This window comes from Acidovorax facilis, from assembly GCF_023913775.1.
In the GTDB taxonomy this organism is placed as follows: domain Bacteria; phylum Pseudomonadota; class Gammaproteobacteria; order Burkholderiales; family Burkholderiaceae_C; genus Acidovorax; species Acidovorax facilis.
Genome location: NZ_JAMXAX010000016.1, coordinates 1 through 19,913, shown reverse-complemented (window position 1 = coordinate 19,913; position 19,913 = coordinate 1). Strand labels below are relative to the sequence as shown.

At 63.3% G+C, this 19,913-nt stretch carries 28 protein-coding genes; 11 read left to right on the top strand and 17 right to left on the bottom strand.

The annotated features are described in order from the left end of the window. Position 1 precedes the first annotated feature (1 nt). The 10 genes from NFX52_RS07710 to slmA all read left to right on the top strand — a co-directional run bounded on the left by NFX52_RS07710 (position 2) and on the right by slmA (position 10,056). Positions 2–1,225: an ABC transporter ATP-binding protein gene (locus NFX52_RS07710; RefSeq protein WP_055396789.1), complete on the top strand. Its 1,224-nt coding sequence runs from the start codon at positions 2–4 to the stop codon at positions 1,223–1,225. Then, on the top strand, positions 1,222–2,121 hold the full coding sequence (locus tag NFX52_RS07705; RefSeq protein ID WP_202907145.1) for a lysophospholipid acyltransferase family protein: 900 nt from the start codon (positions 1,222–1,224) through the stop codon (positions 2,119–2,121). Before NFX52_RS07710 ends, NFX52_RS07705 begins: the two co-directional genes overlap by 4 nt. Then, the gene (locus NFX52_RS07700) at positions 2,118–3,155 is read left to right on the top strand and encodes a class I SAM-dependent methyltransferase (RefSeq protein ID WP_055396785.1); all 1,038 of its coding nucleotides are present in this window, start codon (positions 2,118–2,120) and stop codon (positions 3,153–3,155) included. The genes NFX52_RS07705 and NFX52_RS07700 overlap by 4 nt, the downstream gene beginning before the upstream one ends. Positions 3,156–3,157: 2 nt before the next feature. Then, complete coding sequence (locus NFX52_RS07695) at positions 3,158–3,811, top strand: acyltransferase (protein WP_242701098.1); 654 nt, start codon at positions 3,158–3,160, stop codon at positions 3,809–3,811. A gap of 5 nt (positions 3,812–3,816) precedes the next feature. Further along, positions 3,817–4,509, top strand: a complete 693-nt coding sequence (locus NFX52_RS07690) for a lytic transglycosylase domain-containing protein (RefSeq protein ID WP_369801334.1) — start codon at positions 3,817–3,819, stop codon at positions 4,507–4,509. A 220-nt stretch (positions 4,510–4,729) separates the two neighbouring features. Continuing rightward, the gene (locus NFX52_RS07685; protein WP_029413975.1) at positions 4,730–5,833 is read left to right on the top strand and encodes a glycosyltransferase family 4 protein; all 1,104 of its coding nucleotides are present in this window, start codon (positions 4,730–4,732) and stop codon (positions 5,831–5,833) included. An 84-nt stretch (positions 5,834–5,917) separates the two neighbouring features. Beyond that, positions 5,918–6,808: an acetylglutamate kinase gene (gene argB / locus NFX52_RS07680; protein WP_055396782.1), complete on the top strand. Its 891-nt coding sequence runs from the start codon at positions 5,918–5,920 to the stop codon at positions 6,806–6,808. Between the two features lie 173 nt (positions 6,809–6,981). After that, positions 6,982–7,674: a response regulator transcription factor gene (locus NFX52_RS07675; protein ID WP_055396780.1), complete on the top strand. Its 693-nt coding sequence runs from the start codon at positions 6,982–6,984 to the stop codon at positions 7,672–7,674. 90 nt (positions 7,675–7,764) lie between these two features. Beyond that, on the top strand, positions 7,765–9,216 hold the full coding sequence (locus NFX52_RS07670) for a sensor histidine kinase (protein ID WP_252635600.1): 1,452 nt from the start codon (positions 7,765–7,767) through the stop codon (positions 9,214–9,216). A 177-nt stretch (positions 9,217–9,393) separates the two neighbouring features. Then, positions 9,394–10,056 carry a nucleoid occlusion factor SlmA gene (gene slmA, locus NFX52_RS07665; protein ID WP_055396778.1) on the top strand — a complete coding sequence of 221 codons (663 nt, stop codon included), beginning with the start codon at positions 9,394–9,396 and terminating at the stop codon, positions 10,054–10,056. 528 nt (positions 10,057–10,584) lie between these two features. Here slmA and NFX52_RS07660 read toward each other — a convergent pair. Genes NFX52_RS07660 through NFX52_RS07645 form a run of 4 tightly spaced genes read right to left on the bottom strand, consistent with a single transcriptional unit; the run spans position 10,585 to position 12,130 of the window. Continuing rightward, on the bottom strand, positions 10,585–11,001 hold the full coding sequence (locus tag NFX52_RS07660) for a Mor transcription activator family protein (protein ID WP_082437322.1): 417 nt from the start codon (positions 10,999–11,001) through the stop codon (positions 10,585–10,587). 4 nt (positions 11,002–11,005) lie between these two features. Beyond that, entirely contained in the window at positions 11,006–11,440 is a 435-nt protein-coding gene (locus tag NFX52_RS07655; RefSeq protein ID WP_055395381.1) for a hypothetical protein, read from the bottom strand. Next, positions 11,433–11,651, bottom strand: coding sequence for a hypothetical protein (locus NFX52_RS07650; RefSeq protein WP_055395383.1), 219 nt, complete (start codon positions 11,649–11,651; stop codon positions 11,433–11,435). The genes NFX52_RS07655 and NFX52_RS07650 overlap by 8 nt, the downstream gene beginning before the upstream one ends. Continuing rightward, the gene (locus tag NFX52_RS07645; RefSeq protein ID WP_055395384.1) at positions 11,648–12,130 is read right to left on the bottom strand and encodes a regulatory protein GemA; all 483 of its coding nucleotides are present in this window, start codon (positions 12,128–12,130) and stop codon (positions 11,648–11,650) included. The genes NFX52_RS07650 and NFX52_RS07645 overlap by 4 nt, the downstream gene beginning before the upstream one ends. A 262-nt stretch (positions 12,131–12,392) precedes the next feature. Between NFX52_RS07645 and NFX52_RS07640 the strand changes: the two genes are divergently transcribed. Next, positions 12,393–12,818 carry a hypothetical protein gene (locus tag NFX52_RS07640; RefSeq protein ID WP_156358619.1) on the top strand — a complete coding sequence of 142 codons (426 nt, stop codon included), beginning with the start codon at positions 12,393–12,395 and terminating at the stop codon, positions 12,816–12,818. A gap of 17 nt (positions 12,819–12,835) precedes the next feature. On the opposite strand, the gene NFX52_RS07635 is transcribed toward NFX52_RS07640, so the two are convergent. The 13 genes from NFX52_RS07635 to NFX52_RS07575 all read right to left on the bottom strand — a co-directional run. Beyond that, positions 12,836–13,537 carry a DUF7168 domain-containing protein gene (locus NFX52_RS07635; protein WP_055395389.1) on the bottom strand — a complete coding sequence of 234 codons (702 nt, stop codon included), beginning with the start codon at positions 13,535–13,537 and terminating at the stop codon, positions 12,836–12,838. Next, positions 13,534–13,962 (bottom strand): hypothetical protein, encoded by a 429-nt coding sequence (locus NFX52_RS07630; protein ID WP_055395391.1) that lies wholly within the window; start codon positions 13,960–13,962, stop codon positions 13,534–13,536. Before NFX52_RS07630 ends, NFX52_RS07635 begins: the two co-directional genes overlap by 4 nt. A gap of 10 nt (positions 13,963–13,972) precedes the next feature. Further along, on the bottom strand, positions 13,973–14,146 hold the full coding sequence (locus NFX52_RS07625) for a hypothetical protein (protein WP_156358620.1): 174 nt from the start codon (positions 14,144–14,146) through the stop codon (positions 13,973–13,975). Further along, on the bottom strand, positions 14,143–14,457 hold the full coding sequence (locus NFX52_RS07620; protein WP_055395393.1) for a hypothetical protein: 315 nt from the start codon (positions 14,455–14,457) through the stop codon (positions 14,143–14,145). The genes NFX52_RS07625 and NFX52_RS07620 overlap by 4 nt, the downstream gene beginning before the upstream one ends. Further along, complete coding sequence (locus NFX52_RS07615; protein WP_055395394.1) at positions 14,454–15,068, bottom strand: DUF3164 family protein; 615 nt, start codon at positions 15,066–15,068, stop codon at positions 14,454–14,456. Before NFX52_RS07615 ends, NFX52_RS07620 begins: the two co-directional genes overlap by 4 nt. Positions 15,069–15,094: 26 nt before the next feature. Then, on the bottom strand, positions 15,095–15,358 hold the full coding sequence (locus NFX52_RS07610; protein WP_055395396.1) for a hypothetical protein: 264 nt from the start codon (positions 15,356–15,358) through the stop codon (positions 15,095–15,097). Beyond that, complete coding sequence (locus NFX52_RS07605) at positions 15,355–15,768, bottom strand: hypothetical protein (protein WP_055395398.1); 414 nt, start codon at positions 15,766–15,768, stop codon at positions 15,355–15,357. The genes NFX52_RS07610 and NFX52_RS07605 overlap by 4 nt, the downstream gene beginning before the upstream one ends. Beyond that, a complete protein-coding gene (locus NFX52_RS07600) occupies positions 15,761–15,943 on the bottom strand; it encodes a hypothetical protein (protein WP_207401917.1) in 183 nt (60 codons plus the stop codon). The genes NFX52_RS07605 and NFX52_RS07600 overlap by 8 nt, the downstream gene beginning before the upstream one ends. Then, entirely contained in the window at positions 15,940–16,167 is a 228-nt protein-coding gene (locus tag NFX52_RS07595) for a hypothetical protein (protein WP_055395401.1), read from the bottom strand. The genes NFX52_RS07600 and NFX52_RS07595 overlap by 4 nt, the downstream gene beginning before the upstream one ends. Further along, positions 16,164–16,592: a helix-turn-helix domain-containing protein gene (locus tag NFX52_RS07590; protein WP_055395404.1), complete on the bottom strand. Its 429-nt coding sequence runs from the start codon at positions 16,590–16,592 to the stop codon at positions 16,164–16,166. The genes NFX52_RS07595 and NFX52_RS07590 overlap by 4 nt, the downstream gene beginning before the upstream one ends. Next, entirely contained in the window at positions 16,589–17,200 is a 612-nt protein-coding gene (locus NFX52_RS07585) for a hypothetical protein (protein WP_055395406.1), read from the bottom strand. The genes NFX52_RS07590 and NFX52_RS07585 overlap by 4 nt, the downstream gene beginning before the upstream one ends. Beyond that, positions 17,197–17,937 carry an AAA family ATPase gene (locus tag NFX52_RS07580; protein WP_055395407.1) on the bottom strand — a complete coding sequence of 247 codons (741 nt, stop codon included), beginning with the start codon at positions 17,935–17,937 and terminating at the stop codon, positions 17,197–17,199. Before NFX52_RS07580 ends, NFX52_RS07585 begins: the two co-directional genes overlap by 4 nt. 71 nt (positions 17,938–18,008) lie before the next feature. Continuing rightward, on the bottom strand, positions 18,009–19,913 hold a 1,905-nt coding region (locus tag NFX52_RS07575; RefSeq protein WP_252635595.1), incomplete at its 5' end, for a Mu transposase C-terminal domain-containing protein.

The window sequence follows — 19,913 nt, the reverse complement described above, 5'->3', positions numbered from 1 at the left end:
CATGACGATCCGCTTTGAAGGCATTGAAAAGACCTATATGGTCTACAGCCGTCCTCAGGACCGGCTTTGGGAGTGGGTGACGCGTAAGCAGCGCCACCGTATACATGTCGCTTTGACCGGGGTGGATTTTGAGGTGCAGGCCGGCGAAACGTTTGGCCTCATTGGTGAGAACGGTGCGGGCAAAAGCACCTTGCTGAAAATCGCGGCAGGCACCATCCGTCCCACCCGTGGGCAGGTGTTTCAAGAAGGCCGCGTTGCCGCGTTGCTGGAGCTTGGTGCGGGGTTTCACCCGGAGGAGTCCGGCTACGACAACATCCGCTTCATGGCCGCGTTGCATGGGCTGGAGGGCGCCGCCATGGAGGACTTCATTGTCCGTGCCACTGCGTTCTCGGAGTTGACCAAGGAGACGCTGGAGCGGCCGGTGAAGACCTACTCATCGGGCATGTTCATGCGGCTCGCTTTTGCCGCTGCGACGGCCATCGATCCGGATGTGTTGATCGTGGACGAGGCGCTCTCCGTGGGCGACCTGCATTTCCAGAAGAAGAGCCTCAATCGCATTCTGGAGCTTCGTGAGCGAGGCGCCACGGTGCTTTTCTGTTCCCACAACCTGTATCAGGTACGAAGCCTCTGTCAGCGGGCGGCATGGATACACGGTGGTCGCGTGCAAGCGATCGGAGCTACCGAGGACGTGGTGACCGCCTACGAATCCCATGAGCGACGCAGGTATGCCCACCTGCGCGTCGAGGCCCATGAGGCCGCAAAAAAGGATGAAGCGGCGCAGCCCGCAGCGGCGTCTTCGTCGGGAGCACCGCTGGTAAAAATCGCAGGCCTGACGATCGAAACGGGGGACGGCATCAACCCTGCGCAGGTGGATTCGTTTCAGGATCTGTCGGTAGAGATCGAGATCGAGTCCTATGGGGACGCGCCGTTTCATGTGTTGTTTGCAATTGTTCGCCCGGACAAGGACAACGTTTTTGGCACGAGCACGCAGTTTCGCGCCGAGGGTAAGCCGCTGCAGGGCACTGGCAGCCACCGCATTCGTGCCAGGTTCCCCCGCTTGCCGCTACTGTCTGGTGAGTACCTCTGGAGCGTGTATGTCCTGGATGATTCAGGTATCCAGGTGCTGGACATGGCGGAACTTATCCAGCCTTTTACCGTGCTGAACCAGAAGCACCGGGAGTTTGGTGTTGCCTGGCTGGAACACGAATGGGTGCTGGCGGAATGACGCGAGCCTGGTCTCTGGACCTGCTTTTCCCTCTCATTGCCCGGCTGCCTACGACCCTGCCCTGGCGGCTGGCCGGGCGGATAGGGCGGGAATCAGCTGCGGAGCGCGAGCACCTGCTGCGCTGGCTCGAAAGCTTGTTTGCCCGGGTCTTCCCGGAAGCCACGGGGGAGCAGCATGCGCTATGGGCTCGAGCCCACTTGGCCATGTTAGCGCAGGAGATGGTGGATGCCATGGCCTTCAGCCGCCTGGGCCGTTCCGGAGGGCCGACCATTGATCTGCAAGGTGCCGAGTTTGCCAAAGGCCTGGCTCGCCAAGGCAAGGGCTTCATACTGGTTCTCAATCACTATGACCGGCTTCTGACTGCCCCGGTTGCTTTGGCGAGGGAGGGTATCGCCACCAATGTTCTGACCATGCCGGTCTTGGACAACCCGGAGCTTGAGGCTGCGCAGCGCCGCTTTTTGCTGCGAAAAATTCAATGCTATACCGAGGTTACCGGTGGAAAATGGCACACCACGAGTGAAGGGCTGCGCCCGGTGCATGAAAGCCTGCGGGCGGGGCAAGCGTGGGTGATTCTGGCTGATGCATGGCGACCTGAGTTTGGCCGTTTGCGTGGTAACCCCTTTCTGGGCGGAAATCTGAGTCTGCCCACAGGTATTGAGCGTCTGGCGCAATCCACGGGCGTTCCGTTGCTGCATGCTGTGACTTATTCCCGACGCCCTGACCATCTGGAGGTTGTCGTCGAGCCATTGCCGGAAAACCCCAGGCAGGCGATTGATAAAGTCATCCAGCGGCTGGAGCAGGATGTTCTGGCGAGGCCTTGGGCATGGTGGCAGTGGGGATTGTGGGATCAGATGTGGCAGCCCGAACCGGCGCCAAAGGCGGAGGGAAATCCATGAATAACATTGAGCGATACGACTACGCTTTTGACCCGGATGGCGAGGAGTGGGCCGCCCGCTTGTTGCGCCGCGTACCACCAGGTGGCGGTTCGGTGCTGGAGCTTGGGCCCGGCCCTGGCGCCATGACCCGTGTTCTCCTGGCTCGGGGCTATCGCGTCACGGTGGTGGAAAACGACCCCGAGGCGCTGGAAGTACTCAAGACACTGGACGTGGAGGTCATCCCTGGAAATCTGGACAACACCGACTGGCTGGATGCGATCAAGGGTCGGCAGTTTGATACGGTGATGGCTTGTGATGTGCTGGAACACCTCAGAAAGCCCGAAGGTGTGCTGCAGCGGTTGAGTGAGTTTGTCGCTCCCATGGGCTGTCTACTGATTTCCGTTCCGAACATCGCCTATGCCGGGGTGCTGGCTTCGATGCGAAGCGGCATCTTTGACTATTCCGACAAGGGCCAACTGGACAGGACCCATGTCCGGTTTTTTACCAAACGCAGCATGGAGAAGGTGTTGCTGGACTGTGGATGGGCTCCCCGGGTCTGGGAAGCCAACAGGGTACCCGTTGAATGCAGCGAATTCGCCGGCTACTGGAGCGCCCTGTCGGGCGACCAGCGCCAGGCGTTGCTGGCTGGGTGGCAGGACTTTGACGTCTACCAGTGGATGGTGGTGGTCACGCCTTCTGCGGATGCCCCAGCGTGGGAACTCAAAGAGGCTCGCGGCATGGCTGACAGCTTGCGCGACGAGTTGCAAGCACTGACGGTGTTGCACCAACGCGAACGAGCTTCGTTGCTGGAGCACCAGAAGGCTTTTGCGGAAGCCAAGGACATCATTGCGAAACTCCAGCAAGAGATTACAAAACTCCAGCAAGAGATTGGCGAATTGCACGCAGAGGTGGGCTCGCTGCGAACCGAAAAGGCCATGGTGGGGGCTGAGCTTGCGACCACGCAAATAGCGTTGCAGGCCAGGACGGCGGAGCTGAATGAACGCGCATGGCGCAGCCGTTTGCGCAGGCTCATGGGCTCGCATCACAGCCGGTGAACATGACGGACATGCTGCTGGGAATTCCTGCTTTCACGACGTCACACGCAGGTGTGGATCGCATGGGCGCCGAATGTCGGATTGACCCGTCAGTCTCGGTCATGCGTTTCGGCCAGCGCTCCGATGTCTTGTGCCTGGCCGACGGAGTCAGTATCTATGCCCAGACACGGCTGGTGCTGGGCGATGTGGTGGCAGATCCCTGCGTGGGTATCCTCATCGGAGCCCGCACCATCGTCAATGTGGGAGGCTACCTGTCGGGTGAAGGTGGCCTGGAGATTGGTGAGGATGTCCTGATTGGCCCCCATGCCAAGCTGCTGTCTGCCGGCCATGCCATCGATGGGGGGGATGTGGTGATTGCGCGCAACCGCATCACCCGCGCAAAAATCGTTGTGGAAGACGGCGCTTGGATCGGTGCTGGCGCGATTGTTCTAGAGGGTGTGACGATTGGCCGTGGCGCGGTCGTGGCAGCTGGGGCGCTGGTGCGACAGGATGTCCCGGCGGGCATGGTGGCTGCAGGTATGCCCGCCCGGCTGATCCGTTCAAGGCGGGGGGAGGCATGGCCGGAGCCTGAGTCCGAGGCAGCAGCGGCCTGCTGGGTTCAACGGGTCGGTTCCGGACTGAAAAGTTTCTTTCGCGAAGGGCGCGAGGTCAAATGACAACAATGAGTCTGTTTTGGAAGGAGTCTGACGAGCGCGGCCACCCATCGCTTGGGACGGTCATGCGTGGGGTCGTGCTCTTGGCTTTTCTGCTTGGGGGATGGTTGCCGTCCTCCTGGGCGAACCAGGTGTGGGAGTTTGTGGATGGGGAGGGCGTAACCCACATCGGCAATGTGCCTCCTTCGGCGGCTACGCGGGGTGTGATTTGGCTCAGCCGTGTGCCTCCCGCCTCGGTGGTGAAGGGCAAGGATCGCGGCCCCTCTGCACTGCAGTTTCCGGGCTATGACGACGTCAAGCAGCACCTGGAAGCGGCGGCGGTGGCGCAGTCGCTGGACCCCGCATTTGTGATTGCCGTCGCGGCAGCAGAGTCGGCCTTCAATGTGAAAGCCGTTTCGCGCAAAGGTGCGTTGGGGCTGATGCAGGTCATGCCGGCAACGGCTGAGCGTTATGGGGTTGCAGCGCGCCCTTCGTCAGACGGAGAGCATGCCGCGATGGAGCCCAAGGTGAATGCGCAGATTGGCACCCGCTACCTGGCCGATCTGCTGCGCATGTTCGATGGCGACAAGGAACTGGCGCTGGCGGCGTACAACGCCGGGGAAGGTGCCGTGATCAAGTATGGCCGGCGCATCCCTCCGTATCCCGAAACGCAGCAGTACGTGGAAAAGGTGATGCGTTTTTACCGTGGCTTGCTTCGGTAGTGGCCCCGGGTTCTGACCGCATGAACCTCTCCACGGCCCCCTCGGGGTTGTCGGGGGGGCGGCCTGATTCAGGCTCGGCCCCTCGTGGTGGCGTCTTGCCAGGTTCTGCCCACATGGCGTCCTTGCAGCATGCCAACAGCCCTAGTCCGCTGGGGTGGGGCTGCGTGGATAGCGCTTTCTTACAGGCGCTGGGACCGAGTGCGGGTACCATCGGCCGCTCATGATCTGGTTATCTGTGGTGGCATTCATCGTTGCAGCGTTGGCGGCAGGGTTCATCGTGCGGTGGATGCACAGCCACGCTTCCGTGTATGGCAATGGCATGCCCCAACGCTTTCATTTGGGGGATGTTCCCCGCTTGGGAGGCGCCGCACTGCTGCTGGGCATTGGGTGCAGTTGGGGCCTTGGTGTTCTTCAATCTACCCATTGGGGCGATCCTGGTTCGCTGAAGCTCGGAGCTTGGGTGGGGGGCTGGCTGGTGGCCTTGCTGCCCGCCGCGCTGGGCGGTATTGCGGAGGACATGACCCAGCGCCTGTCCGTGCGTTACCGGTTGAGCCTGACCGGCGCATCCGGCGCTCTGGCGGTGATCCTGCTGGATCTGACCTTGCCGCGCATGGGGTGGCCTTGGCTGGATTCTTTGCTGGCCGCTGCACCGTGGCTGGGCGTTGCGGTGGTTGTTCTGGCGGTTGCGGGACTTCCCCATGCATTCAACATCATTGATGGCTACAACGGCCTGGCGGGCATGGTGGCTCTGATCGTTTGCCTGGCGCTGGCCCATGTGGCCCTGCAGGTGGGGGACCGTGCGCTGGCTGCGCTGTTGGTGTCCACGGCGGCGGCGACGGGCGGGTTTCTGGTCTGGAACTACCCGCGCGGCATGCTGTTCGCGGGGGATGGCGGTGCCTACGTGTGGGGCGGCGTGATTGCCCTGGCCAGCATTTCCCTGGTGCAGCGCAACGCCGATGTGTCGCCCTGGTTCCCCATGCTTTTGTTGATCTACCCCGTCTGGGAAACGATCTTCTCGATCTACCGCAAGACTGTGCGGGGTGTTTCCCCCGGCGTGGCCGATGCGCTGCACTTTCACCAATTGATTTACCGTCGCATTGTTCGGGGTGTCTTCCATGACGATGAATCGCGCAGGGTGTTGATGCGCAATAACCGCACATCCCCCTACCTGTGGGGCTTCACCTTGCTGACGGTGGTGCCTGCGGTACTGTTCTGGAGCAATACCCCACTGCTGATGGCGTTTTGCGGCCTGTTCGTCATCAGTTATGTGATGGCCTACCTGGCCATTGTGCGTTTCAAGGTACCCAACTGGTTGCGCCACTGACGGCGGGTGCGCTGGCAAACCCAGCGCGCCGCGCGAATGCGGCACAATTTGCGCCTCACCGTTTTCTCTGGATGGCCCGCCTCCATGACCGACCTTCTTTCGATTGCCCCGCGCGACAAGGCTGAAATCCTGGCCCAGGCGCTGCCTTACATCCGCAAGTTCCATGGCAAGACCATGGTCATCAAATATGGCGGCAACGCCATGACCGACCCCGCGCTGCAGGCCGACTTTGCCGAGGACGTGGTGCTGCTCAAGCTCGTGGGCATGAACCCCGTGGTCGTGCACGGCGGCGGGCCTCAGATTGAGACGGCGCTGAACCGCTTGGGCAAGAAGGGCGAGTTCATCCAGGGCATGCGTGTGACCGATGCTGAGACCATGGAAGTGGTCGAGTGGGTGCTGGCCGGCGAGGTGCAGCAGGACATCGTGGGCCTGATCAACCAGGCCGGCGGCAAGGCCGTGGGCCTGACGGGGCGCGACGGCGGCATGATCCGTGCGCAGAAGCTCAAGATGGTGGACAACAAGAACCCGTCCATCGAGCACGATGTGGGGCAGGTGGGAGACATCGTCTCCATCGATCCGAGTGTGGTCAAGGCGCTGCAGGACGACGCCTTCATCCCCGTCATCAGCCCCATCGGCTTTGGTGAGAACAACGAGAGCTACAACATCAACGCCGACGTGGTCGCCAGCAAGCTGGCCACGGTGCTGCAAGCGGAAAAGCTCATGCTGCTGACCAACACGCCCGGTGTGCTGGACAAGGCGGGCAATCTGCTCACCGACCTGACGGCCCGCGAGATCGATGCGCTGTTTGCCGACGGCACCATCTCTGGCGGCATGCTGCCCAAGATTGCGGGGGCGCTGGATGCCGCCAAGGCCGGCGTGAACGCAGTGCACATCATCGATGGGCGTGTGCCGCACGCCATGCTGCTCGAAATCCTGACCGACCAGGCTTACGGGACCATGATTCGTAGCCATTGAAATGGTCCATCCCTCTGAGTCGCTTCGCGCCTTCTCCCTTCTCTCGCTTCGCGGGGTGGGTGACGTCGCCAGCGCCAGCACAAGGTATTGGGGGCCCTTGCGCGGTGGCCGCTGGCTGAGGCTGCGCCAGCCTATTGCGCATGCTGCGATGCACAGCGAACAAGTGGGTTGATATGCGACTATTGCTGGTCGAAGACGATGTGATGGTTGCCAGCGGCATCAAGCTGGGGCTGACCGACGCGGGATACGCCGTGGATTGGGTCGGAAGCGGTGAGCGCGCCGAAGAGGTGCTGCGCACCGAGTCGTTCGACGCGGCCATCATCGATATCGGCCTGCCGGCCATGGATGGGCTGGAACTCACCCGCCGCCTGCGCCGCCCTGATATGGCAAGCCCCGCCCTGCCGGTGCTGATCCTCACCGCGCGCGATGCACTGCATGACCGCGTGCAGGGGCTGGACTTGGGGGCCGACGACTACATGGTCAAGCCCTTCGAGCTGCCTGAATTGCTGGCACGCCTGCGCGCCCTGCTGCGCCGCTCGCAAGCTGCCACCACGGCGGTGCTGAGCTTTGGTCCGCTGGAGCTGGACACGGCTGGCCGCCGCGCCAGCATCCGTACCGGGGACGGGGAGCAGGTCATTGAACTCGGTCCGCGTGAATGGACTGTGCTGGAGTACCTGCTCATCAATGCCCCCAAGCCTGCCAGCAAGGACAAGCTTCTGCAGGCTCTGACGGGCTGGGACAAAGAGATCACGCCCAACGCGGTGGAGGTCTACGTCTCCCGGCTGCGCGGCAAACTGGAGCCGCATGGCGTGGCGCTGCGTTCGATCCGCGGGTTCGGCTATCGGCTTGAACTCCAGGCCGCCTGAGCGGAACCGGCCTGGCTGAAGCCGTCGGTAAGGATCATGATGACGCCGCCGGACCGAGCCATCCCTTCCCCACGGCCCGGCCTGCGTGCCATGACCTCCGACCTGCGCAATCGGCTGCTGATCTTGCTGGTGCTGCCTTTGTGCGCGCTGGCTCTGGTGGGCGTGTGGCTCGACTACCGCTCGGCCGACGAGGCCGCCGGGCGGCACGACCAGCGCCTGCTGCGGCTGTTGCCCGCACTGGCAGATTCGGTGCTGGCCCCGTCGATCCGTGACCATGAGCCGCCCTTGCTGCTGCTGGCGCCTCCGGTCGAAGACTTTCTGCGCCAGAACACCGGGTTTGCGGGTTACAGCGTGCGCGACATCTCAGGACGCCTGTTGCTGGGCGACGACTGGGTGCACAGTGCCGTGCCCACCACCCATGCGCCCGAGTTCCACAGCGTTGAGTTTGGCGGCGTGACCTACAGGGTGGCGGTGCAGCGTGGTCGCACCGGGGCCGGCGAACTGGTGGTGGCGTTGGCCGACGGGTCTGACCCGCGCCAGCAATGGGCGCAGCAGCTCCTGCTGCGGGTGCTGCTGCCCAACCTGGTGCTGGTGGCTGCCGCCGCGCTGGCCATCCACTGGGCTGTAGGCCGGGCCTTCAAACCGCTGGTGGACTTGGCCGAAGCGGTGGAGCACCGTTCGCCGCGTGACCTGAGCCCTATCGACGAAGCCTCGTCGCCCGCCGAGGTGCGCCCGCTCGTGCACTCGCTCAACCGCCTGTTTGCACTGGTCAATGCGCAGGCGGAAGGGCAGCGCCGCTTTGTGGCCGATGTGGCGCACCAGCTGCGCACCCCGCTGGCGGGCCTGCAGGCACAGGTCGAAGCCTGGGCCATGATGGCCAAGGCGGCGGCACCACCCCGGGTGTCTTTGTCAAATTTTGAGGGAAAATTGCCGCTAGCGCATGATGGGCAGGCGAAAGGTGCTATTGTTTTAGGAGTTGATCAGATCGAGAAGCTGCGCAATGCCACGCGCCGCACTTCGCAGCTTGCCCACCAACTGCTGGCACTGTCGCGCGCCGATGCGCGCAGCCTGGACGCGCAGCCGCCCCAGCGCGTAGACCTCAAGGACCTGTGCGAAACCCTGCTGGAGACCTTTCTCGACCCAGCCACCGGCAAGGGGCTGGACCTGGGGCTGGAAGTCCAGCCCGTGCATGTCACCGGCCATGGCTGGCTGCTGCGCGAGTTGTTGTCCAATCTGGTGGACAACGCCATCAAGTACACCCCGGCGGGCGGCATTGTGACCATACGCTGTGGCATGCGCCAAGGGCGCGCAGGGCCGCCACGTGTGTTCATCGAGGTGGAAGACGATGGGCCTGGCGTGCCCGATGCCGAGCGAGGGCGCGTCATGCAGCGTTTTTACCGGGTGCCCGGTACGGTGGGCGAGGGCACGGGGCTTGGGCTGGCCATTGCCGACGAAATTGCGCGCGTGCACCGCGCCGCCCTCACGCTGGGCACCGGCCCGCTGGGGCACGGCCTGCTGGTGACTGTGGTGTTTCCGCTGTAAATCGGCGTAGCGGCAGCTGCTCTCGCCCGTGCCCATGGGGCCGCCCCAGGGCCTGTGCGAGAATCATTTCCACACATGATTTACGCCCTGCCGCAGGCCGGTGCATGCCCACCTGGCATGTGAACCCGGCGCAGGGTGCCCTTGGCCGCATGGCCTTACCCCAGCCCTTGTTCCTGCATGTCTGAACTTTCGCCCCTCCCCGAGCCAGCCAGTACCGACGACGGGGGCGAAACTCCGGCTGCGCGCAAACGGCCCAAGCCGGGTGAGCGGCGCGTACAGATCCTGCAAGCGCTGGCGGCCATGCTCGAGCAGCCTGGGGCAGAGCGCATCACCACCGCCGCGTTGGCGGCGCGTCTTTCTGTCAGCGAGGCCGCGTTGTACCGCCACTTCGCCAGCAAGGCGCAGATGTTCGAAGGGTTGATCGACTTCATCGAGCAGACCGTGTTCACTCTGGTCCAGCAGATTACCGGCCGCGATGTACCCGATCCGGACCAGTCTGCGGAAGTGGGCACGCGCCAGGCTGCGCGCATCGTGGCGTTGCTGCTGCAGTTTGGCGAGCGCAACCCCGGCATGGTGCGCGTGATGGTGGGCGATGCCCTGGTGTTTGAGCACGAGCGCCTGCAGCAGCGCATGAACCAGTTTTTTGACCGCATCGAATCCACCCTGCGCCAGTGCCTGCGCCCTGCGGTGGCGGGCTCTGCCACACCCACTGTGGATGCCCAGGTCGCGGCCAGCGTGCTCACGGCGTTTGCCGTGGGGCGCCTGCAACGCTACGCGCGCTCGGGTTTCAAGCGCCTGCCGTCGGAACATCTGGAAGTCAGCCTGGCGCTGATTCTCTGATACCACCGCCTGGGTGCCGCCTGCCGTGGGCGGCCCTGTGGCGGGGGCGGAAGCGATGGGGTGGGGCAGAGGGTGGCACCGCCGCAACGAGTGGGGAGGTGATCGAATTGGCACGGACCATGGCTGTGGATAACTTTGGGCCTCGCTAATACTGGCGCGGGTTTGCGGGGAGTTTGAGGCATTCAGGCGTTGCCGCCCGCTTTGGCGCGGAATGGGCGCTCCATAGGGCCAAAACGGCCGAAATGGGCGATTCTCGGGCTGTGCCGGGCCTGGGGTGGCGGATAGTGATTTCGGGGCCTTGCCGCCCCGTTTTCATTGGTGGAGCCCCTACAAGGGCCTTGTTAAAGGCGCCTGATTCTGCGCAGGATTGCTCAGCGCGAGGTTGGAAGTTTTGACGTTGGAAGCATTTCTAACTTCCGACCTTGAAAAAATCAATCAAATCAAAAGGTTACAGGAGCTGACCTGAAATTTGTCCACATCATCCAACCTTGATGAGGTTGGAAGTCTTTAAAGCAACCTTGCTCAGCTTTAAAACAATAGTGCCTGCCGCCGATCCACCGGCGCCGTGGCTCCCATGGCAGCCACGATACGGACTACCTGGCGCTCGGTGAGGTGGTATTCAGAAGCCAGCTCGCGAGCCGTTTTGTGGGTGGCGTATGCCTGCGCAATGCGCTGGTTTCGCACCTGGATCAAGGCGCGTTCTGCCTTGGGAAGCTGGAAATGATCCTCGCCACCGTACACCTCGGCGAGCTTTAAAAGGTTCTCCAGACCAATGACGTGCGCGAATATATGGTCAGCCGAAACGCGCTCGGGCGTGGGGATGTAAATGCGCAGCCCGCCAGAGTGCCTGACCAGGGCCATGGTGGGCTCCAGGCCGATCAGGCGCTCGAAGTCCTGCAGCAGGGGCGGCAGGAGATCCGTGGGGATGGCTGGACTGGGTGGCATGGGCTTAAAGCCGGGTGCTGGCGCGTTCCGCGTCGATGGCGGCATCCAGGTCGGAGCCGTTGAGCACCACGTTCTCGGGTGTCTTGCCTGCGAAGACGCCACCTTGGAGGATGGTGCTTAGGTCGCGCTCGCGCAGCCAGGCGTAGCGGTTAGCGTGCTCGGCATTGGCGATCTGTGCAGCGAGCAGTGCATCACGCTCTTGGAGCAGGCGTGCGACCGTTGCTGGATTGGCGGCCGCGATGAACGCGGCATGCTCCAAGACGTGCTCGCCCTCACCGTCGAAGTCCTCTGTGTCTGCGATGTAGCGGCCCAGATGCGGATCAGGGTGCCCCGCGACGATGAAGTCCCCCTTGCCCCATGGCGCGCCCACCACAAACCAGCGTTCGATCTTCGGCAGATCGGCGAGTGCACAGCGCAGTGCGACGAAAGAATCAGCCATTGCCGTCTCCTTCCATTTGCACGGGCTTTTCTGCAAACCGACGGGGGAACCAGTCGCAATAGGTATCGGACGGCGTGTGCCCGAAGATCGTGCAGCACCGACGCTCATGCACGCAGTGGCCGCAGGTCTTGCCGTTGGGCAGCTCCATGCAGGTCTTGTCCGTGCAGTGCTTGTCGGCGCAGCAGCCGTGGGAATGATTCTGAGCACTCATGCAGCGCCCCCTCCCTTGGCCTGCGCCCGCTTTGCACGATCCAGCATGGCCTTGAGGGCTTCGATCACCTTGGATGCTTCTAGGGTGGGGACGAACTTCACTTCGGAGTAGCCGCTGCCCGTGGTGTGTCCAATGAAGGTGAGCAGCGCGGCCGGGCTGGAATCACGCAGGCCACCGTGCTCGCCGATCTTCTTCCACAGCCATTTGATCTTGGCGGCCTGGTCGAAGGGCTTGAAGGTGCTGGCCTTGGGCGCGTAGCCCAGGGTTGCCATGTGGTCGAGCACCTTGCGGCGGCCTGCTGCATCCAGTTCGGCCGAGCTGCTCTTGCCGGTGAGGTTGCGCAGGTGAAACCGATAGTCGTCTTTGCTCCAGCCGAGGAAGTCAGAGCCCTGGTGGATATGGCCCAGTTCGCGCCTGCGCTGGGCATCGGCGTTGCCTGCATTGGTGTGGGCCGTGAATCGGCGTGTGGTGGTTGCCATGGCTTCAAACGAGAGAGGCGAATAGACCGCGCTGCGGGTCGGCGTCGCGGTGGGACTGAAGGCACGTTGGGCAAAGGTGCCGGTTTTTGCCGACCTCACGGGCATGGACCTCGCACAGCGGCGCGTCGCAGGTGCCGCTGCGGTTGGCGCTGTTGGCTCCGTCACAGAGGTAGGCACTCGGGGCCATGCAGCCCTGTTCCTTGCCGCTACTCGGCCAGGAGAATCGGACGCAGCAGGGCGCCGGAAGGCGCGTGCCCTTGATGTGGACGATGCCGGTCTTGAGGCGGTAGAAGGGCATCAGAAGGCCTTCCAAAAAATTTTCGAAGAATCTTTGGCAAGCTTCTCGTTCCGTGCTCAACGTTCTGAGGAGAGACAGCTTCAGGGGGCCGGGCTTGCGCGATCCGGAGCGAGGAACTGGATGCTTTCCTGCATGTCGAACGCCCCGCAATCCGAAGAAAGGAAAACTATGAGCCGGTACATCCTTGACGCTATTCCGACAACGAATGGCACTTATCAACCCGTCATCACACGCGATGGCGGAGCGACCGTTGTTCTCGGTGGTCGCGACACACCGAACGAGGCGCTCGATGCCGCGTGCAGAGAGCATCCACGGCTGGAGGCAAGAGAAGCTGCTGCTGCCGCAGTTGACACGGCAAAGTACGCAAGCGCCTGGAACGAAGGCGAGTAGCCCCATGACGATGCAGCTCACGACAGCAGCCCCTGCGCAGTCATTCCGCCAACACCTCGATTGAGCTGCGCGCTCTGGCCCGAGCGATGGCCTGCGGCGAAGTGGCCCATGTCCGTCTTGCGGGCCTTGGTGGTGTCGCGGGCCTTGCCCTTGGTCAGCTCGCCATGCTGCTGCTCGATGTAGGCCAGCAACAGCGCCTTGTCGGCCTCGGGCTGGGCGAAGCGCTCCACGAGCTGCTCGGCTGCTATCACCCAGCCCATGGCAAATGCATCGCCCCGCGCCGTCTTGGTGATGGGCTTGCAGTTCTTGGGCTGCTTGCTGATGTGCACCAGGCGGGCCTTGGCGCACTGCCGAGACAACACCTCGCAGGCATAGCCCGCAACGGTGGGCGCGGCGTGCAGGCCGACGAACACCCAGTAACGAGTGCGAATGAAGTTGCCCGCGTCGTTGTATTTGCCAGCCAGTTGCCCGAACGATTCGCAGCCGAAGGCGTCAGCAATCATGTTCACCAGACGCAGCTCCCACGCATTGGCTGCGGTGCTGCAGGCCTTCACCTTGACTTCGGCCACATCGGACAGGGACACGTCCTGCTCGCGCAGGCCAAATTGCTCCATGAGCTTTTGCGCTTGGCGCATGGCTGCTGCGGCTTCGTGCTCGCTGGCGCTGCGGCCGAGGGCAAGGCACTTCTTGATCTTCTTCAGGGCGTCGTCGCGGTTCATGGCGAGACACCTCCCGCCCGTTCACGCTCCAGAGCGCGGCCTTCTTCCTCGCCAGCGGCGTAGATGCGCTCAAGGGTCATATAGGTAACCAAAACCTTTGTGTGTGCGGTGCCCACAAAGCTCTGATCCAAGTTGAGCGTGATGGCCTCAAAGGCCCTTCGCTCGCGGGCGCCTTCATCCTCTGCTTGAGCTTGGCGCAGCGCCGGGTTCACCAGCCAGTTCCAGATGCCCAGCACCGACGTGACGGTGAAGCCGATCTGTTGTACGAAGAAGAACCAGTGGTCGTTGTGGGCGCCAAAAATGAGCCAGCCCAGGTTGCTCACAAACCAGGCCACGAAGGCCAGGCCCGCGTAGCGGCTCTTGGTGGCGAGCAGGAAGGCGCCGAGCAGGCCGAGGCCTGCGGAGAGCATTTCGATGTGCTGCATGAAAACTCCTTTAAATATCGGTAGGGCCGATCTGGATGCGCTGATCGGCCGAGGCATCTGAGGCGCCCGGCTCAATGAGCCCGGCCGCTTCGAGCGTGGGACGACAGCCATCGCACGTCAGCGCGTACCAGGCCACCTCAGTGACCTGGCAGCAGACACAGACGACGCGTGGAGACGTGCTCATCGCGCGATGCCCTCCCATCCAAATGCGGGGGATGCCTCATCAGCGGCCAGGTCGCCGTTGAGCCAGTCGTGTGCCGTGAGTGCGCAGTCCAGCGTGTTCTGGCTGAAGTCGCCTTCCTCGGTGAGTTCGCCGAAGGCTTCATGCACCTCATCCAGAGACATACCCTCTTCGAGCACCCGGATCTGGGCGTCGATGGCGGCGCGGTTGTCGTCTCCGAAGAACGAGTGAGTTGGCACCTGGGGGTGGACTGCTTTGAGGCGGACGATCTCCAGCTCGATCTGCTCGGGGGTGGGCTTGCTTCGTTGGTTCATACAGCCGCCATGTCCAGGTTGATGGTCTGATAGACGCCGTTAGCATCACGCTCATAGAAGCGGATGTAGGGCTTGCTGCCTGCAACCTGAATGCTGTCCCCGATGGCGGCCATGGCGCGCAGCCACTTCTCGTCGTCGATCTTGGCGCGGCGCAGGCCCAGGACGCGGCCGGTGTTGATCTTTCCGGCTTGGTCCACCTGGAACGCATCGTTGACCAAGAGCTTGATGTGGGCGTTGCTGCCCTTGCTCCACACCTGGATGCACTCATCAATCAGCGCCTTTGCTGCCATGAGGCGTTCATCGAACACCAGGCTCTCTTGGATCTGGCGTACCACCTTGTAGCGGCCGTCAAAGGAGATCAGCGTGACGTTGCCCTTTTTGCCACCGTGTTGCACTTCGTACTGGGCCAGGCTGCGCTGGATGAAATCGGACACTTCGGCCATGGCTGCGGCTTTGAACTGGGCCAGCTCGGCGTGCTGCTTGATGGCTGCTTGGCACAGGTCTGAGACGGTGCGATGCCGGTCCTTGTCGATGTCCTTGATTTTGGAGATGGGAATCAAGGCGCCATTGGCGTCTTCCCAGTAGCCGTTGGGGATAGTCTTTTCTGTCATGGTCTTCTTCTTTCTCGGGTCAGTGATCAGTGAATGGGGGCGCCATGCGGGGCGACTTCGGAGGCACGGCGAGCAAGCTTCATGGCAACACTCATGGCCTGGTTGGCGCTGCCCTGAATGCAGCAAGGATTGCGGGCTGCAAGGTCGCTGAAAGCCGTGAGCAGCGCACTCAAACCAACGTTGTGGTGGTGCAGTTCGCATTGCGTCAGGAGTTCGTCGGCCAACGTCGCCACTTGCACCACGGCCTCTTCGTGGGACGCAGGGAATGGCTTTTCTTGGGCTTGATTCATGTTGCGGTGCTCCTATAGGCGTTGCGTTTGCCCTGCATCAGGCTGGGGCAGTGGGTGTGATCCAGTGCGCCTGGCCGGGAGGTGGGCATTGGTGGTGGGACAAAAGCACCGCGCATCGCATCGGGGCGCGTGGGCGCCATGGCGGGCGCTGGGTGAGCTGCGGGGGCGCTCGTGGAGGCCCCCGGCAGCGGAAGGCATTTGGAGGTGACCGCATAGACAGTGCCTGCGCGATGCAGCGTCTGGCACTCCAAGAAGTCACCTTTGTGCAGCGTGGCGAGGATCTCCTCCACCTCGCCCAGGCTGTAGGTCGGAGTCCAGTGGCGGGTCAGGCGCAGCACGCTCCACCAGCCACCATCCTTGCGAATGAAAGCCCACAGAGCCGCGCAATCGACAGTGAGGCCCTTATCCATGGCTGTGCCCTCCCTGAACCAGAGTGAGACCACGCATGCCCTGGAACCAGGCGTAGTCGATGACGGCAAAGCGCAAGGCCTCGCGGCGGTCAATGCCAAAGCCGTTCTGCAGGCAGCGGGCGCGGCGGGTGATCCAGCGCAGCGGCGGGCGCTGGTAGTTCGGACTAGTGCTCATGACAGGCCCTTCCAGAAGCTGGCGGCACGGGCGGTGCTGCTGATCTGACGGGACTGGAGCGCATCCAGCTCCGCGCGGAGCTGGGCCATGTGCTCGCGGTGCAGTGCGCGCTCGCGATCCATCAACGTGGCGACGCGGCGCAGGCGACGGGCCACCCTGGCTTCACGCACTGCGTGGGCCAGGCCCAGCGGGCCGCCAAGGATGAGGGTCTTTAAAACGTTCACAGGGCCTCCTGCTGGATGGGGATCACTTTGTTGCGTGGATTGATGGCGCGAGGCACAGGCGGTGCACTCGCTGCCTTGTGAGGGCACTGGCGGCATGCCTGCCAGTGCTGCATGGCGCGCGGGCTGCCCGTGGGCGGCGCACTGTGGGCATAGCCCCGGCACTGCTCGGCGGTCACCACCTGCGGCTCGCCTGCGGCTTCTTCGGTCAGGTGCGGGCAGGTGTAGCGGCCGAAGGTGTGCGTCACCTTGTCGGCGATCCGCTCCGTACTGGCCTGCCCCGTGCCATACAAGCCGCTGCCGTTGAGCACCTGGCTCAGCGTGGCTGGGCTGATGCCCAGTTGCTTGGCTATCAGGGAGCGTTGCGTGCCCTCGGTGCGAGATAGAAGAAGTGCGAACCATGGCTCTTGCTGGTAGGAAAGCGTCATTGCGCTGCCGCCTCCCGCTGCTCGGGTTTGGCGGGTGGTGGTGTTGGACCAAAGTCCTTGACCAGCACGTAGCGCTTAAAACCATTGACGCGCCGGGCGCTGACCTGGATGTGCTCTGGCAAAGAGGTCTGCCAGCCGAGCAGATAGCGCGAGACGCTGCCTTGTAGGCTGGTGGTGTCATCACCCGCATCAGCCAATGTCGCCACGGCTTCCTCGGCGGTCAGTTGCTGGCGGTTGCGCAGCAAGTTCCACAGGCGGCCGTAAAGGGTGCTGCCGATCTGCCGCTTTTTGGTGGCCTTGAGCGAGGCGATACGGGTCAGGCGACCAGCTTCTTGCACGGCGCTTCGGCATGCAGTGCGGCCATCCGCTGTCAGCCGCCATGTCTGTGGATTGGTGGGCTTGCGCAGGCCTGTGGGCAGTGCATCGGGCGCGCGCTCCAGCAGGCCGTTGCGCTGGAGCGTTTGGCACGCGCTTCGCACGGTCTTGGGCGCGCCAAGCTCAGGCGCCCAGGACAGCAGCTCAGCCACCGTGAAGGCGCGGTCCTGGCGCGCGAACTGACGCCCCAGCGCAAGCAGAACCACCGGGATGAACCAGAAGGCGGGTTTCATTCGGCCGCACTCCGACGCCGACCCAGTTGCACACCGCTGAATTCAGTGCACAAGGGGCGGCCCTTGATGTGCTCCAGCTCCACCTTGGTCCAGCTATTGGCCTGCGCCCACTGTTCAATGTTGGCGATGGCGTTGAGCACCAGGCGCATGCGGCCGTTGGCCTGGCCCAATAGTTCGTGCAGTACCTCATCGGCGAGGGGAACTTCGCACTTGGCGGCCACAGTTGCTTTTACGTCCGCGAGAGACAAGGGCAGCAGCTCCACCACCTTGGCAACACGGCTGGCGATGTGGCCATGGCGTGCCACCTTCATGGGGAATTGCTCCATGCCGACCAGGAAGCACATGGTGCCGGTCAGGTCCGTGATGTCGCGGACCACTTCCAGCAGGCTGGCGCTGGAGCCGACCAGGAAGTCGGCCTCGTCGATGATCATGGGCACCATGTCCACCGCCAGCTTGCCGATGATGCGGGCTTGCACCTCCTGATTGCGCCCCACCTTGGATAGGCCCATCTTGTCGGCCAGCTCATCAAGCAAGGCGCGTTTCGTCCAGGTCACTTTGGCGCGCACGAACACCCAGCCGCTGTCGGCAGCCCAGCGCTCGGTCAGCTCAGACTTGCCGATGCCGTAGTGGCCCTTGACCAGCACCAGACCGGCCTCGCGTGCACCACGGCGCTCCACAAGCTTCTGCGCTTCGGCCAGGCGTTTAAAGTTTTCGGTTTTGACAAAGCCTTTTTTCACAGTACAGTTCTCCTTGCTTGCACGTTCGTTTCTCAAATCAACTCAGGCACGCTCTGTGACGGTTGCCGCCGTCACAGGGCACTCTTAAAACCGGGTTCCATCCCCGCGTCGCTTTCCCATCCCAAACCCCGCGACACGTAGAAGTCGGCCAGGCCCTCGTAGTCCTCGCTGCGCACGTACTGGTGCAGCCAGGCGGTGTCCTGTTCGGTCCATTCGCTGCGATGAGCCATGAGCCACTCGTAGCGGTCGCTGGGGGCGTCAAAGAAAGGCCTGCCCGAAGCGGCTTGCGCCACTTCGTCCGTGGAGGAAGAAGGGAGAGGGGAGGGAGAAAGCGCCTCCACGTTGGGCTGCACCACCAGAAAAGGGGCGTCAGGCTCCGGCAGGGAAAACTGGGCGGGTTGCACCGTGGGCTGCAGCTCGCGCAATGCGAGGTCGATCTGCTGCTCACGGCGCTTCACTGCGGCCTTCACGCGCTTCTCGCGCGCCATGTCAATCACGGGCGTGGGGAAGAAGTCGCGGCGGCTGGCTTCGAACTTGGCCTCGCAGACGTACTCGCCGCTCAGCGTGTAGACCAGCACAAAGCTCGGGTCATGGATGTCGTAGCGCACGCTGACCTCGTGGCCATCCACATCCCGGCGCATCAGCTCGGGTGCGGCGTAGGTCTGGTTGAAGAAGGTCACCTGGCCGCGCTTGGCGGTGCGCAGCACGGCGGGCATGAACATCATGCGCAGCTCAAGCTGGGTGAGCAGTACCTGCTCTTCGACCTTGTAGTCAGCGGCCCAGGCCTCGGCGGGGGTCATGTGCTTGCCATCCGCACGCTTGGACAGCTTGCGATGGCGGTGCTCATGGTTGTACTCATGCACAGCCTTCTCGACCGCGTCGATGAACTGCTGCCAGGTGGGCACCTTGTTGCTGAGCACCACCACCTCACCCGTCTGCTGGGCCCGGCGCACGGCGCGCTGCTCTTTCTGCAGCTCGGCCGCCACCTTGCGGAAGGTGCCGCCGTCCACGTCCTTGCCCTGGTAGGTGGCGAAGTTGCGGGCGCAGTTGATACCCACCGTCTGCCACAGGCGCTCAATGCCCCCGTGGCCTTGCGGCTTGCCCGCGATGCCGGTGCGGTGGTCGATGCCCAGCCGAGCGCAGAACCCGTCAATCGGGCAATCCATCTGCTTGGCGGTTTCACCGGCACCGTTGTCGCCATAGAGGATGGCGGGTACGCCCCATTGGCCTACTGCATGCCGCAAGGCATCGCCCACGGCACGGACGTTCTCCGAGAGGTTGACTGACCATCCCGTGACCATCCGGGTCTTCGCATCCAGGGTCACCGTCAGCTCGGGGGCGAACGGCGCCCCGTGATCTGGGTGGCGAACCTTGGCTTTAAACGTGTGGCCGTCAATCAGCGCAACGTCGTTGGCCTTGAGGACCATGGTGTCGCGGAACTTGAAGGGCAACTGGGCGTCGCGTTGCGCGCCGGGTGCGAAACGGGCTTTGATCAGTGCGGTGTTGGCCTCGTGGCTCTTGCCGAACTTGTCCAGGGCGCGGCGTGCCCGGGCGTAAAGAGCCTTCCAGGTGTCGAAGTCCCGACCGAGCTGGCGCGTAACCTCCTTGGCTGCGCCCGTGAGCTTGCGAAACCGTGCGTCGCGGCTGTGGTACAGGCCCAGCACAGCGGCCACGTCTTGCTCCACATCCTGCAGCGCAGGCTCTGGTGTGGGAGCGGGCAGCAGGCCCCACCAGCCCTCGGCCCGGTAGATGCCAAGGTAGCGTTCCAGGGTGCGTGCGCTGACCTGGTCGGCGCGGGCGCGCTGGTTGGCCTTGCGTGCAGTGGCCTGCAGATCGGCGCTGGCCTGGCCGCTGGCGAGCTGCAGTGCCACCAGGTTGCAAGCGCGCTTGATGCCGTGCAGGGGCTCCAGGTCGAGGACCATGTTCACCAGCAGCATGCGAGCGTCTGCCGTGGCCTTGTCGGTCAGGCTGGGCGG

What these genes read in the sequence shown, in the direction of transcription:
- NFX52_RS07710 (WP_055396789.1), top strand. Translation starts at nt 2, where the DNA reads ATGACGATCCGCTTTGAAGGCATTGAAAAGACCTATATGGTCTACAGC.
- NFX52_RS07705 (WP_202907145.1), top strand. Translation starts at nt 1,222, where the DNA reads ATGACGCGAGCCTGGTCTCTGGACCTGCTTTTCCCTCTCATTGCCCGG.
- NFX52_RS07700 (WP_055396785.1), top strand. Translation starts at nt 2,118, where the DNA reads ATGAATAACATTGAGCGATACGACTACGCTTTTGACCCGGATGGCGAG.
- NFX52_RS07695 (WP_242701098.1), top strand. Translation starts at nt 3,158, where the DNA reads ATGACGGACATGCTGCTGGGAATTCCTGCTTTCACGACGTCACACGCA.
- NFX52_RS07690 (WP_369801334.1), top strand. Translation starts at nt 3,817, where the DNA reads ATGAGTCTGTTTTGGAAGGAGTCTGACGAGCGCGGCCACCCATCGCTT.
- NFX52_RS07685 (WP_029413975.1), top strand. Translation starts at nt 4,730, where the DNA reads ATGATCTGGTTATCTGTGGTGGCATTCATCGTTGCAGCGTTGGCGGCA.
- argB (WP_055396782.1), top strand. Translation starts at nt 5,918, where the DNA reads ATGACCGACCTTCTTTCGATTGCCCCGCGCGACAAGGCTGAAATCCTG.
- NFX52_RS07675 (WP_055396780.1), top strand. Translation starts at nt 6,982, where the DNA reads ATGCGACTATTGCTGGTCGAAGACGATGTGATGGTTGCCAGCGGCATC.
- NFX52_RS07670 (WP_252635600.1), top strand. Translation starts at nt 7,765, where the DNA reads ATGACCTCCGACCTGCGCAATCGGCTGCTGATCTTGCTGGTGCTGCCT.
- slmA (WP_055396778.1), top strand. Translation starts at nt 9,394, where the DNA reads ATGTCTGAACTTTCGCCCCTCCCCGAGCCAGCCAGTACCGACGACGGG.
- NFX52_RS07660 (WP_082437322.1), bottom strand. Translation starts at nt 11,001, where the DNA reads ATGCCACCCAGTCCAGCCATCCCCACGGATCTCCTGCCGCCCCTGCTG.
- NFX52_RS07655 (WP_055395381.1), bottom strand. Translation starts at nt 11,440, where the DNA reads ATGGCTGATTCTTTCGTCGCACTGCGCTGTGCACTCGCCGATCTGCCG.
- NFX52_RS07650 (WP_055395383.1), bottom strand. Translation starts at nt 11,651, where the DNA reads ATGAGTGCTCAGAATCATTCCCACGGCTGCTGCGCCGACAAGCACTGC.
- NFX52_RS07645 (WP_055395384.1), bottom strand. Translation starts at nt 12,130, where the DNA reads ATGGCAACCACCACACGCCGATTCACGGCCCACACCAATGCAGGCAAC.
- NFX52_RS07635 (WP_055395389.1), bottom strand. Translation starts at nt 13,537, where the DNA reads ATGAACCGCGACGACGCCCTGAAGAAGATCAAGAAGTGCCTTGCCCTC.
- NFX52_RS07630 (WP_055395391.1), bottom strand. Translation starts at nt 13,962, where the DNA reads ATGCAGCACATCGAAATGCTCTCCGCAGGCCTCGGCCTGCTCGGCGCC.
- NFX52_RS07625 (WP_156358620.1), bottom strand. Translation starts at nt 14,146, where the DNA reads ATGAGCACGTCTCCACGCGTCGTCTGTGTCTGCTGCCAGGTCACTGAG.
- NFX52_RS07620 (WP_055395393.1), bottom strand. Translation starts at nt 14,457, where the DNA reads ATGAACCAACGAAGCAAGCCCACCCCCGAGCAGATCGAGCTGGAGATC.
- NFX52_RS07615 (WP_055395394.1), bottom strand. Translation starts at nt 15,068, where the DNA reads ATGACAGAAAAGACTATCCCCAACGGCTACTGGGAAGACGCCAATGGC.
- NFX52_RS07610 (WP_055395396.1), bottom strand. Translation starts at nt 15,358, where the DNA reads ATGAATCAAGCCCAAGAAAAGCCATTCCCTGCGTCCCACGAAGAGGCC.
- NFX52_RS07605 (WP_055395398.1), bottom strand. Translation starts at nt 15,768, where the DNA reads ATGGATAAGGGCCTCACTGTCGATTGCGCGGCTCTGTGGGCTTTCATT.
- NFX52_RS07600 (WP_207401917.1), bottom strand. Translation starts at nt 15,943, where the DNA reads ATGAGCACTAGTCCGAACTACCAGCGCCCGCCGCTGCGCTGGATCACC.
- NFX52_RS07590 (WP_055395404.1), bottom strand. Translation starts at nt 16,592, where the DNA reads ATGACGCTTTCCTACCAGCAAGAGCCATGGTTCGCACTTCTTCTATCT.
- NFX52_RS07585 (WP_055395406.1), bottom strand. Translation starts at nt 17,200, where the DNA reads ATGAAACCCGCCTTCTGGTTCATCCCGGTGGTTCTGCTTGCGCTGGGG.